This window comes from Bradyrhizobium aeschynomenes, assembly GCF_013178945.1.
In the GTDB taxonomy this organism is placed as follows: Bacteria; Pseudomonadota; Alphaproteobacteria; order Rhizobiales; family Xanthobacteraceae; genus Bradyrhizobium; species Bradyrhizobium aeschynomenes.
Genome location: NZ_JABFDM010000002.1, coordinates 287506 through 300611 on the forward strand (window position 1 = coordinate 287506; position 13106 = coordinate 300611).

Here is a 13106-nt window from a genome sequence, read left to right on the forward strand (position 1 = left end):
GATCTAATCAAGTATTAACTATAAGTTACAACTTCTCCGCGTAGTTGCACGGATGAGTAGCAAGGCGTTTGATGATGGGCACCTGCGCGCGCCCGGTCTCGTCGAGATGTTCGTGTTGCAGCGACACGGCACTTCGCTCGCAATGACGCGAACAGATCGTAGTCGCCCGTAGATCCCATGGGTGGCGAGTGGTCAGAGTTGAGCTTGCGACCACCCACTTGCCCGGAGGATCAACAATGCCTGTCGATCGCCGGCACGGTTCGGCTCACCACCTGTAACGCGCGACGCTCCTGCCATTGTAGGCGCGGGTGACGGCGGAAAACTCGCCTTCGAAGGTCGCAGCGAGCGCGACACCATTTCGCCAGTTCACTTCGGCCGAGACCATCGTCAACGCCACATCACGTGCCGCGGTCGCGCCGTTCACGACGAAGCTTGCGCCGGGCAAGGACTCGAAGCTGGCTGAGGCCGAACTGACGGGATTGAAGTCGTGCGCCCAGGCGGCGCGGCCGCGCAACGTCAGCAGCGCATCGTTCACGGCGAAGGACGTATCGCTGCGCATGCCGAGTTCGGTGCGCGGCGCGGTCACGGACTTCGCCAGGTAGGACAGTGCGAAATGGTTGGCGCCGGTGGTGACGGTTTCGGCATAGCCGGGGAGACGCGTGGCCGTCACCTGCGCGGCGGCATAGGGCGTCAGACCAAGGCCGCCGAGCCAGGACGGAGCAAAGCGGCTGCCGCCTTCGAGACGCGCCGCAAGACTGCTCGCCCAGAACCGCGCGCGCAACTGATCGACGCCCGAGATGATGACCGTTCGATCCGTCGTGACGTCATGCCAGCCATAGGCTGCGGCTGCGCTGACATAGGCCGGGCCTGCAACGTGCCTGATGTAGGCGCCGGCCTGAAACATATCGGTACGTCCCCCGCCACCGGCGGCCACGTTGAAACTGGTGCCGCCGCCCGCCAGCGCAAAGCCGGCGACCGTTGCCGGCGACAGCCAGTAGTCGGCCCCCGCCGCCGCGCCAAACATGCGGCTGGTGGCGGCGCTGGATCCAACGATCGCGTTGCCGTCGCGGGCTTGGCCACCGCCGAAGCCCGAGGCCCACATGCGCCAGCGCGATTCGAATGGCGGCTCACGCAGCGCGGCTCTCGTATTCGAGCTGAATGTGTCACCGACCGTGCCGCGGAGCGGGACGCTGGCATAGGCGTTCGCGAGATCGGCGTCATCGGCTGGACCCGGCGCGCTGGTCTGATCGCGGCGGAGATCGACGGCCGCAGCATCGGTCATCGCGGTCGTGAACTGCGTCATTGCGTGCACCATGGTCGGCCGCACCGCCGTGGCAATCTCGCCGGAGGCCTGCGTCAGCCCCGGCGCGGTCAGCCCGCCATAGACCAGCGGAATGCCGCCGTTGCGGTTGAAGGAGTTGACCAGCGCGTTGGCGACGTTGGCTTGATTGATGGTGAGGCCGGTGCTGGGCGGAGCGATGAAGGCCAGCGCCAGATCGAGATAGGCGTTGTTGGCGTCGTAGCTCAAGCTCGACTTGAACCCCGACGGCAGGTTGCTGTTCACCACCGCTCCGAACGTGCCGCTGACACCACCGCCCGCATTGACGATCGTATACCGCTTGGCGACATAGCTTCCGGCTGCAAACGACGCATTCACCTTGGCGCCGGACAATGTCGCCGTTCCCGTCACGTTGACGCGGTCGGCGCTGGCAGGCGATATCTCGAGCATGTAGGACGCCGCGGCGGTGAACGACAGACTGCCGTTCACGGTCAGCACGCCGATCGAATTGCCGGGCGCCAGTGTGCCGCCATCGATCATGGTGTTGCCGACGGTGCCGTTGCCGCCGAGCGTGCCGCCGGCGTTCACCGTGACGGCAGAACCGGCGATCGAACCGTTCACCGACAGCGTGCCGCCATTGATGATGGTCGGTCCCGTGTAGGTGCTGGCCGCGGTCAGGATCGTCTTGCCGGCCTCGACGCGCACCGTTCGCGTCCCTGCGCCGCTGCCGGTGATGACGGGGGCGAAGGTGTAGTTCGTGCCCGTGTGGTTGAACACGATCTCGCCACTGCCGTTCCCCAGATCGACCGAGGCTGCGCTGAGCGTTCCGGGCGCTGTGGCCGCCTGGCCGACGGCTGCGCCGATATTCAGCTTGCCGACCGAGCCGGGCTGGTAGGCGAGGAACATGGTCGAGGCCGAGACGCTGGCGCCATTGCTGATAGTCAACGCTCCGATACCGCCATAGCCGACATGGACATCAGCGCTGTTGGTCCAGGTCGAGCCGGTCCCATCCACCGTCACGGTACCGGTCGAACCGGGCTGGATGGCGAGAGAGCCGAAGACGTTGCTCACCGCAGCGCCGTTGCGGATGGTCACCGTGCCGCTGCCTTGGCTGCCGATGCCGAGATTGCCGCTGCTGATCCAGTGCGAGCCGGTGCCGTCCACGGTTGCGCTGCCGACTGAGCCCGATGCGACGCCGAGATAGCTGTTGCCGCCAATGCTGACGCCGCCACCATTCAGGATGGCCAGCGTCGCGCTGCCGCCGCTGCCGACATACAAATCGCCGGCAGTCGTCCAGCCCGAGCCGGCGCCGTTCACCGTCACGGCGCCGGTGGAGCCGGGATTGATGGCGAAAAGGCTCATGCCGCTGGTGACTGTGCCGCCGTTTTGGATGTTCAGAGATCCGTTGCCGGCTGAGCCGACATACAGCTCCGATCGGTTGGTCCAGGTCGAGCCGACGCCATCCACGGTGACGACGCCGGTCGCGCCGCTATCATTGCCGACAAAGCCGTACTCATTCGTCACTGCGCCGCCATTGCGGATAGCCAGCGTACCGTTCCCGGTGGAGCCGACGAGCAAATCGGAGGTGTTGGTCCAGGTCGAATGGACGCCATCCACGGTCACGACGCCGGTCGCACCGTTATCAAGGCCGACATAACCGTAGTCATTGCTCACGGCGCCGCCATTGCGAATGATCAGTGTGCCATTGCCGGCGTTCCCGACAAGCAGATCGGCGCTATTGATCCAGCTTGAACCGGCGCCATCCACCGTCGCGCTGCCAATCGAGCCCACATTGTCGCCGATGACGCCGAGGGTGTTGTTGATGGTGCCGCCGCTCTGGACCATCAACGCGCCGGTTGCTGATACGCCGACCCTCAGATCGGTCGCCTGCGCGCCGGGCGCCCCGACCAATGTCGGGTTGGGTGTGATGGTGTCGATCCTCGTGCTGGTCGTGTTGTCTGGAACGGTGCCCGTCCAGTTGCCGGCGTTGAACCAGTCGGTCGACAGCAGGCCGGTCCAGTCGACGGCACGGACAGGCGTCGTCTGCGCCAGGACCGTTCCCAGAATGATGTTGCCGTCAGGCCGTGACCGCAATGCGATCTGAAGAAACGCGCCATCTGGTCCATGCGCTCCGCTGATGGAGCGCGAATCTAGGACAACTCGATCTAATCAAGTGTTAACTATACGTTACAACTTTAGCGCGTAGTTCTCCGGAGAAATCGTCGCGTCGCGCGTAGCCCGTGGTCGTAGCCGGATGAGCGACAGCCGGCGCGCGCGAGCGCGAAGGCGACAGCGACATCCGGGCTACATGCTACCGCGGCTACCAGGCTACGGCAGGCGTCACTCGCTCTTGTCGACGTTCCAGAACACCGGCACCGCCTGCCCCTCCAGCACGCCGCTGATCGACTTGCGCCAGGCGCTCGGCATGAACCATTGGCCGAGCGGCACGTAGATCACCTGCTCGTAGACCTCCTGCTGAATCTCGGCGGCAATCCGCTTTCGATCCTCGGGCTTGGTGGCCTTGGCGAAGGCATCGCGGAGCTCCTCCATCTTCGGATCGTCGGGCCAGCCGAACGGGCTCTTCTGGCCACGCGCGCCGACGAAGGTGCTGCCAATCGGGTTGCCGGAATCGGCGATCACCGAGTTGGTGAAGAACATGTTCCAGCCGCCCTCCTTCGGCGGCTTCTGGCTGGCGCGCCGGGTCACCACGGTCTGCCAGTCGGTCGTCTGCAGATCGACTTTGAATCCCGCCGCGCGCAGCAGCTGCGCGGCGATCACCGGCTGCGCCTTCAGGGTGATGGCGTCGCCCGGGGCGAGAATCACCACCGGCGTGCCGTCATAGCCGGCCTCGCCGAGCAGCTTCTTGGCCTGCTCCATGCCGTTGCCCTTGACCAGCGTCTCCGAGCCGACGTCCGCTTCCAGCGGGGTACCGCAGCCGAAAACTGCGCCGCAGATCTTGTAGTACTTCGAATTGCCGACCAGCGCGTCGAGCACGTCCTTCTGGTTCAGCGCCAGGAACGCCGCCCGGCGGAGCTTCACATTGTCGAACGGCGGAAACAGGAAGTTCATCCGGCCCAGCGTCTGATAACCGAACTTGTTCAGCACGTTCATCTTGATATCGGGATTGGCGGCGAGCAGCGGCTCGAGATCGAGCGGCGGAAACTCCATGAAATCGACATCGCCGGACTGCAGCGCATTCACCGCTGTCTGGGCATCCGGCATCGCGATCCATTCGACGCGGTCGACCTTCACGACCTTGCCGCCGGCGGTCCAGCTCGGCGGCTCCTTGCGCGGCACGTAGTCGGTGTTCTTCTCGTAGACCGCCTTCACGCCGGGCTGAAACTCGGCCTTGACGAACTTGAACGGGCCGGAGCCGATCTGCTCGGAGATCTGCTGGTTCGCCGGCGTCTCGGCCAGACGCTTGGGCATCATGAACGGCACGTAGGACGACGGCTTGCCGATCGAGTCGAGCACCAGGCCGTACGCCTCCTTCAGCTTGAGCGTGATGGTCTTGGCATCCGTCGCCTCGAGCGAAGCTGTCGCCTCCATCAGCTTCTGGCCCATGCTGTCGTTGCGGCTCCAGCGCTTCAGCGAGGCCACGCAGTCCTCGGCGGTGACATCAGCACCGTCGTGCCATTTCAGGCCGTCGCGCAGGGTAAAGGTGTAGGTCAGCTTGTCGTCCGACACCTTCCAATCCGCCATCTGCGGCTGGACCTGGAAGTTGGCGTCGGTTCCGAGCAGGGTGTCGTACACCATGTAGCCATGGTCGCGGGTGATGTAGGCCGGCGTGAACACCGGGTCGATCACGCGGAGATCAGAGTGCATCACCGCCGTGATCGTCTTCTTGCCGGCAGCGAAGGCTTTGGTCGTCACTCCCGCCGAAACGGCAAGGGCCGCAGCGACGAGACAGGACACGAGCGCGGATGACGTCCGGCGCGAAGGATGTGGCATGCGATCTCTCTTGACGTGAGCTTTCATCAGGCGGCCCTGACACCGACCAAGGCGCGGCGAGCGCTTGCATCGCGTCCACAGACGCTTAGGCAACGCCCGCAGAGACTTGCAGCAGTTCCACCGGTCGTCAATTGTCTTGGCCGCATGGGCGCCCGGCGAGGCCGGCAAGCGCTGGCAGTGAGCCGATAGCGTCCCGCCAGCTGGAACTCGGCAGCGACTGCTCCGTTGAGAGCGTGACCAGGAGCATGACGATGCCGATCGAAACCACCGAGCCGCAGGGCAATCGCCGCCCTGCCGCACCGATACCCACCAGCAACAAGCCGTCGCGGGATCAACTCACGCCGCCGCTGATGGTGGATGGGTTGGAAGCCGTTCGTGACACGCACTGCTGAGCGCCGTTTGCTCCAGCCATTGACGGCGAAGAGCTCGGACGCAAACGGCTCGCAAGAACAGCGCGGCGGGTCCCCCTCGCCGCGCTGTGCATTCGACTACCCGGTCGTGATCGCCACCGGCCGGCGACTTAGTCCTTCTTCTCGATGTTCCAGAAGATCGGCGTGGCCGGGCCGTCGAGCACGCCGGTCAACGTCTTGCGCCACACGCTCGGCTGCAGATATTGGCCGAGCGGCACATAGATCACGCGCTCGTAGTTCAGCTTCTGGATCTCGGTCGCGATCTTCTTCTGCTCCTCGGGCGACGATGCGCGCGCATAGGCGTCGCGCAGCTTCTCGATGTCGGCATCCTCGGCCCAGCCGAACCAGCCGCCCTTGGTGCCACGGCCGCCCACCGACACGTTCGCCACGGGATTGGCGACGTCGGCGCCGACCCAGTTGGTGAAGAACATGTTCCAGCCGCCCTCCTTGACGGGCTTCTGGCTGGCGCGCCGCGTCACCACGGTCTGCCAGTCGGTCGCCTGCAGGTCGACCTTGAAGCCGGCCTCGCGCAAGAGCTGGGCGGCCACGACGGGCTGCGCCTTGAGCGCGATCACGTCGCCGGGCGCCATGATCGCGATCGGCGTGCCGTCATAGCCGGATTCGGCGAGCGCCTTCTTCGCTTCGGCCATGCCGTTGCCCTTGATCAGGGTCTCGGCACCGACGTCGGTCTCCAGCGGCGTGCCGCACACGAACACCGCGCCGCAGATCTTCTGGTACTTCGGATTGCCGACGAGCGCGTCGAGCACGTCCTTCTGGTTCAGCGCGAGGAACGCCGCGCGGCGCACCTTCACGTTGTCGAACGGCGGATTCAGGAAATTCATGCGGCCGAGCGTCTGATAGCCGAACTTGTTGAGCACCTCGGTCTTGAGCTCGGGGTTGGCCTCCAGCACCGAGAGCAGCTCGTAGGGCGGCGCCTCCATGAAGTCGATGTCGCCGGACTGCAACGCGTTCGCTGCGGTCTGGGCGTCGGGCATCGTGATCCACTCGACGCGATCGACCTTCACCACCTTGCCGCCCGCCGTCCAGCTCGCGGGCTCCTTGCGGGGGACGTAGTCGGTGTTCTTCTCGTAGACCGCCTTCACGCCCGGCTGGAACTCCGCCTTGACGAATTTGAACGGACCCGAGCCGATCTGCTCCGCGATCTGCTGGCCCTGCGGCGTCTCGGCCAGACGCTTGGGCATCATGAACGGCACGTAGGAGGATGGCTTGCCGATCGATTCCAGCACGAGCCCATAGGGCTCCTTCAGCTTGAGAACGATGGTCTTGGCGTCCGGCGCCTCGAGGCTCGCCGTGAAGTCCATCAGCTTCTGGCCCATGCCGTCATTGCGGCCCCAGCGCTTCAGCGAGGCGACGCAGTCCTCGGCCGTCACTGGTGCGCCGTCATGCCACTTCAGGCCGTCGCGCAGGGTGAAGGTGTAGGTCAGTCTGTCGTCCGACACCTTCCAGTCCGCCATCTGCGGCTGGATCTTGAAATTGGAATCGGTGGCGACCAGCGTGTCGTAGACCATGTAGCCGTGGTCGCGGGTGATGTAGGCCGTGGTGAAGCCGGGATCGATGACACGCAGATCCGAATGCATCACTGCGGCGATGGTCTTCTTGCCGGCGGCAAGTCCTTCGGGCGCGAGCCCCGGCGCTAACAGGACGGCGGACGCAACAAGCCATGACGCGAGCGCGGAACGGGCCCGACGCGAATGAGGTGACATGCGATCTCTCTTGACGTGACGGGGTGAACGACGGCCTCGACGTGGTCGAGACACGGCGACCGCTGGGCGTCGCACCATCATTTCCACGGGTCTGCGCCCAGCGTTCATTCCGCGCGCGAAGAGTTGCAACAGTTCTCGCGCCCGTCAATCGGCTTTGCTGCCGCCCGCGCAGCAGCCGTGCATCCGGTTACCAGCTTCGCTCCCGCAAGGTGAGCGAAGGCGCAGAGTTGCTATTTCTACGGGCGAGATCAGAAGGACGCAGCACCCGCCGTCCTGCCGCGCGGAATATGCCGATCGACGGCGGGCGCGCTGCCGCCCTGCGTCACGGTTACTTCGTCCACCTGGACGATCGCATAGAAAATGCGGCGGAGTTGCCTCCGCCGCATGGTCGTTTGCAGGATCGTGAGCGACCTACTCGCTCTTATCGACATTCCAGAAAACCGGGGTGGCCGGGCCGTCGAGCACGCCGCTCAGCGATTTGCGCCAACCGCTGGCGTTGAGGTACTGGCCGAGCGGAATGTAGATCACCTTCTCGTAGTTCTGCTTCTGGATCTCGGCGGCAATCTTCTTCTGCTCCTCCGGAGACGACGAGCGCGCATAGGCATCGCGCAGCTTCTCGATCTCGGCATCTTCGGCCCAGCCGAACCAGCCGCCCTTGGTGCCACGGCCGCCCACCGACACGTTCGCCACGGGATTGGCGACGTCGGCGCCGACCCAGTTGGTGAAGAACATGTTCCAGCCGCCCTCCTTGACGGGCTTCTGGCTGGCGCGGCGGGTGACCACCGTCTGCCAATCCGTTGCCTGCAGGTCGACCTTGAAGCCGGCCTCGCGCAGCAGTTGCGCCGCCACGACGGGCTGGGCCTTCAGGGTGGTCACGTCGCCCGGGGCCATGATTGCGATCGGCGTGCCGTCATAGCCGGATTCGGCGAGCGCCTTCTTGGCCGCCGCCATGCCGTTGCCCTTGATCAGGGTCTCGGCACCGACGTCGGTCTCCAGCGGCGTGCCGCACACGAACACCGCGCCGCAGATCTTCTGGTACTTCGGATTGCCGACGAGCGCGTCGAGCACGTCCTTCTGGTTCAGCGCGAGGAACGCCGCGCGGCGCACCTTCACGTTGTCGAACGGCGGATTCAGGAAGTTCATGCGGCCCAGGGTCTGGTAGCCGAACTTGTTGAGCACGTCGATCTTGAGCTCGGGGTTCGCCTCCACCACCGGCAACATGTCGTAGGGCAGGTTCTCCATGAAGTCGATGTCGCCGGACTGCAGCGCGTTCACCGCGGTCTGAGCATCCGGCATCGTGATCCACTCGACGCGGTCGACCTTCACCACCTTGCCGCCGGAGGTCCAGCTCGCCGGCTCCTTGCGCGGCACGTAGTCGGTGTTCTTCTCATACACCGCCTTCACGCCCGGCTGGAATTCCGCCTTGACGAATTTGAACGGACCCGAGCCGATCTGCTCCGCGATCTGCTGGCCCTGCGGCGTCTCGGCGAGACGCTTCGGCATCATGAAGGGCACCAGCGACGACGGCTTGGCAATCGACTCAAGGACGAGCCCATAGGGCTCCTTCAACTTGAGAACGATGGTCTTGGCGTCCGGCGCTTCGAGGCTCGCCGTGAAGTCCATCAGCTTCTGGCCCATGCCGTCATTGCGGCCCCAGCGCTTCAGCGAGGCCACGCAGTCCTCGGCCGTCACCGGCGCGCCGTCATGCCATTTCAGGCCGTCGCGCAGGGTGAAGGTGTAGGTCAGCTTGTCGTCCGACACCTTCCAGTCCGCCATCTGCGGCTGGACCTTGAAATTCGAATCGGTCGCAAGCAGCGTATCGTAAACCATGTAGCCATGATCACGGGTGATGTAGGCGGTGGTGAAGCCGGGGTCGATCACGCGCAGATCAGAATGCATCACCGCCGTGATCGTCTTCTTGCCGGCAGCGATGGCCTGGGTGCTCAGCGCCGTCGAGAGCGAAAGCATGGAAACGGCGAGGCTCGCAGCGAGCGTCAGACGTTTCCAGCGCGGGATGTGGAACATTACGAAGTCTCCTGGAGGATGGTTTGACCTGAAACTGATCAGATTCAGATCATTCGTTGTGCGTGCAGATCATTCCTTGTGCGAACTAACACGCTGTAAGTCGTGAGCTTTCGACACTTGCAGAGGTCGTCTGTCGCGTCAATCCGCATTCAGCGCATGCCCGCTGCAGCTGACAATGCCGTTAACGCTCGTACAGCTTTCGCTTTACAAGTCGCCCGACTCCGTCTCGTGTGATGAGATTGCGACAACGCCGTGAAGAGAACTCAGATGAATCCAGCCCATCTTCCCTTTGATACCGAAGCCATGCTGCAGGGCTTGCGCGGCTGGGTGGAATGCGAGAGTCCGACCTGGGACACGGCCGCCGTCGAGCGGATGCTCGATCTCGCCGCACGGGACATGGCGATCCTGGGTGCGACGATCGAGCGCATCTCCGGGCAGCACGGTTTCGCCGGGTGCGTGCGCGCGCGCTTTCCGCATCCCCGGCAAGGCGAGCCGGGCATCCTCATCGCCGGCCACATGGATACCGTTCATCCAGTCGGGACACTGGCCAAGCTGCCGTGGCGGCGTGACGGCAACCGATGTCATGGACCCGGCATCTGCGACATGAAGGGCGGCAACTACCTTTCGCTGGAGGCCATCCGGCAGCTGATCAAGGCGAGTGTCACGACGCCGCTGCCCGTCACCGTGCTATTCACGCCGGACGAGGAGGTCGGCACGCCCTCGACCCGAGACATCATCGAGGCCGAGGCGAAGCGCAACAAATACGTGCTGGTGCCCGAGCCGGGCCGCCCCGACAACGGCGTGGTCACCGGCCGCTATGCGATCGCACGCTTCAATCTCGAGGCCACCGGGCGTCCCAGCCACGCCGGCGCGCGGCTCGGCGCCGGCCGTTCCGCGATCCGGGAAATGGCGCGGCAGATCGTGGCCATCGACGCCATGACGACGGAGGATTGCACCTTCTCGGTCGGGATCGTGCATGGCGGCCAATGGGTCAACTGCGTGGCGACGACCTGCACCGGCGAGGCGCTGAGCATGGCGAAGCGGCAGGCCGATCTCGACCGCGGCGTCGAGCGCATGCTGGCGCTGTCCGGCACCACCGACGACGTCGCCTTCAAGGTGACGCGCGGCGTGACGCGACCGGTCTGGGAGCCGGATTCCGGAACCATGGCGCTCTACGACAAGGCGCGCGGCATCGCCGAGCAGCTGGGCATGTCCCTGCCCCACGGCTCGGCAGGCGGCGGCTCCGACGGCAATTTCACCGGCGCGCTGGGCATTCCGACCCTCGATGGATTGGGCGTCCGCGGCGCCGACATGCACACTTTGAACGAATACATCGAGATCGACAGTCTCGCCGAGCGCGGCCGCCTGATGGCCGGCCTGCTCGCAACGCTGGCGTAGAGTAGAATCGCCCTGGGGGCAGGATCTCGTAACCTGCATGAGCGCAGCGACATACGGGGTCATCACCGCTGTGCGCGAGCCCCCCGGGTCGCTTCGCTCTCCGGGGCTACGCACCGCCTGCTGCGCAGCAGCACGGTTTCATTTTCCGGGACCAACAGAGCAAGTGGACAATCGCTCCGCAGCGCGCGCATGATGGCATGCGGCTTGCAAAGTTCTTGCGCGAAAGTTCGCCGCAAAGGGGCGCGACATTGTTCGCAAATGCGATGGTTCGCGCGGCCGACGACGATCGTGTCATCCGTGTGCACGAGCAGACGAGCGAACACCGGAGATCTTGAAAGCGATGACCATCGGTGACATGCACAATCACTCGCGACATCAGGCACGACACTCCCGCACCATGACAACGGTTCTTTCAAGATGATCGGTTATCTGCTCCGCCGCATTCTCGCTGCCATCCCGGTGATGGGCGTGGTGGCGCTGTTCGTCTTCCTGCTGCTGCGGCTGACGCCAGGCGATCCCGCCGCGATTCTCGCCGGCGACAACGCCACGCCCGAGCAGCTCGAGCGCATCCGCACCACGCTCGGCTTGAACGAGCCGCTCTATATCCAGTTCTTCACATGGATCAATCAGCTCCTGCACGGCGATCTCGGCGTGTCATTGATCTCGAAGGTGCCGGTGCTGCAGATGATCGGGCAGCGCATCGAGCCGTCGATCTCGGTGGCGCTGTCGACCATCATCCTGTCGATCCTCGTCGCCGTGCCGCTCGGCGTCATCGCCGCGTGGAAGCACGGCACCTGGATCGACCGCTTCGTGATGGCGCTGTCGGTGCTCGGCTTCTCGGTGCCCGTGTTCGTGATCGGCTACATCCTGATCCAGGTGTTTGCCATCAACCTGCGCTGGGTTCCGGTGCAGGGCTTCAAGAGTCTCAGCGTCGGCTTCGGACCGTTCTTCGAACGCATCATCCTGCCGACCTGCGCGCTGTCCTTCATCTACGTCGCGCTGATCGCGCGCATGACTCGTGCCGCTATGCTCGACGTGCTCGGCGAGGATTTCGTGCGCACCGCGCGCGCCAAGGGTGTCAGCGAGATCGCGGTGCTGCTGCGCCATGCGCTGCGCAACGCCGCGGTCCCGGTGATCACCGTGATCGGCTCGGGCTTCGCGCTGCTGATCTCCGGAGTCGTCGTCACCGAGAGCGTGTTCAACCTGCCCGGCATCGGGCGTCTCACGGTCGATGCCGTGCTGGCGCGCGACTATCCGGTCATCCAGGGCATGATCCTGCTGACCTCCTTCATCTATCTCGCGGTCAATCTGCTGATCGACCTCGCCTACACGCTTCTCGATCCCCGCATCCGCTACTGAGGCCTTAGCTCCGATGGCAATCGTCACCACTCCTGAGCCGTCGATCCCGGTCACCACGCGACTGGGCCCTCGGTTCGGCTTCCTGACATCGACCCCGATCATCGCCGTCGCCACGGTGTGCCTGTCGCTGATCGTGATCCTCTCGATCCTGGCCCCGCTGCTGGCGCCGCATGATCCGGTGCTGCTGGCGCCGGCGCAGCGGCTCAAGCCGTCGAGCGCGCAATTCCTGCTCGGCACCGACGCCTATGGCCGCGACCTGTTGTCGCGCACCATCTATGGCGGCCGCATCTCGCTGCTGGTCGGCGTCGGCGCAGCGATCATCTCGATCGCGATCGGTCTTGTGATCGGCCTCGTCTCCGGCTTCTTCCGCTGGGTCGACGCCATCCTCATGCGGGTGATGGACGGCCTGATGGCGATCCCGAGCATCCTGCTCGCCATCGCCGTGGTCTCGCTCTCCGGCGCCAGCGTCGGCACCGTCATGATCGCGATCACCATCGTCGAGATCCCGCGCGTCGCACGCCTCGTCCGCTCGGTCGTGCTCACCGCACGCGAGGAGCCCTATGTCGAGGCCGCCATTTCCTTGGGCACATCGATGCCCAAGATCATGTGGCGGCATCTGATGCCGAACACGATCGCGCCGCTGATCGTCCAGGGCACCTACATCTGCGCTGCCGCGATCCTCACCGAGGCGATCCTGTCGTTCCTCGGCGCCGGCATCAGCCCGGAGACGCCGACCTGGGGCAACATCATGGCCGAGGGCCGCTCCTACTTCCAGATCAAGCCCTCGCTGATCTTCTGGCCGGGCCTGTTGCTGTCGATCGCCATCCTGTCGATCAACCTGATCGGCGACGCCGCCCGCGACGCGCTCGACCCGCGCATGAAGCAGCGCGAGGCCGGCAAGTGAAATTGGTTTTTTCGTCATCGCGAGCGAAGCGACGCGATCCAGGGGCCGCACCCGGA

8 protein-coding genes are annotated in these 13106 nt (G+C 64.8%); 4 read left to right on the plus strand and 4 right to left on the minus strand.

Features of this window, described 5'->3' with window-relative positions; genetic code table 11:
• Nucleotides 1–265: 265 nt before the first annotated feature.
• Together HL666_RS05995 and HL666_RS06000 are read right to left on the minus strand one after the other, a co-directional pair.
• Entirely contained in the window at nt 266–3373 is a 3108-nt protein-coding gene (locus HL666_RS05995) for an autotransporter domain-containing protein (protein ID WP_172180381.1), read from the minus strand.
• A gap of 246 nt (nt 3374–3619) precedes the next feature.
• Entirely contained in the window at nt 3620–5230 is a 1611-nt protein-coding gene (locus tag HL666_RS06000) for an ABC transporter substrate-binding protein (RefSeq protein WP_172180383.1), read from the minus strand.
• Between the two features lie 251 nt (nt 5231–5481).
• On the opposite strand from HL666_RS06000, the gene HL666_RS06005 reads away from it, so the two are divergent.
• The gene (locus HL666_RS06005; RefSeq protein ID WP_172130935.1) at nt 5482–5622 is read left to right on the plus strand and encodes a hypothetical protein; all 141 of its coding nucleotides are present in this window, start codon (nt 5482–5484) and stop codon (nt 5620–5622) included.
• 128 nt (nt 5623–5750) lie between these two features.
• Here the strand turns inward: HL666_RS06005 and HL666_RS06010 are convergent, their stop codons facing one another.
• Both HL666_RS06010 and HL666_RS06015 read right to left on the minus strand, forming a co-directional pair.
• Nucleotides 5751–7364 carry an ABC transporter substrate-binding protein gene (locus HL666_RS06010; protein ID WP_172180385.1) on the minus strand — a complete coding sequence of 538 codons (1614 nt, stop codon included), beginning with the start codon at nt 7362–7364 and terminating at the stop codon, nt 5751–5753.
• Between the two features lie 411 nt (nt 7365–7775).
• Nucleotides 7776–9389: an ABC transporter substrate-binding protein gene (locus HL666_RS06015; protein WP_172180387.1), complete on the minus strand. Its 1614-nt coding sequence runs from the start codon at nt 9387–9389 to the stop codon at nt 7776–7778.
• 267 nt (nt 9390–9656) lie between these two features.
• On the opposite strand from HL666_RS06015, the gene HL666_RS06020 reads away from it, so the two are divergent.
• The 3 genes from HL666_RS06020 (at nt 9657) to HL666_RS06030 (ending at nt 13050) form a co-directional block, all read left to right on the plus strand.
• A complete protein-coding gene (locus tag HL666_RS06020; protein ID WP_172180389.1) occupies nt 9657–10787 on the plus strand; it encodes a M20/M25/M40 family metallo-hydrolase in 1131 nt (376 codons plus the stop codon).
• Between the two features lie 417 nt (nt 10788–11204).
• A complete protein-coding gene (locus tag HL666_RS06025) occupies nt 11205–12146 on the plus strand; it encodes an ABC transporter permease (RefSeq protein ID WP_172113867.1) in 942 nt (313 codons plus the stop codon).
• 13 nt (nt 12147–12159) lie between these two features.
• Nucleotides 12160–13050, plus strand: coding sequence for an ABC transporter permease (locus HL666_RS06030; protein ID WP_172113866.1), 891 nt, complete (start codon nt 12160–12162; stop codon nt 13048–13050).
• Nucleotides 13051–13106 lie beyond the last annotated feature (56 nt).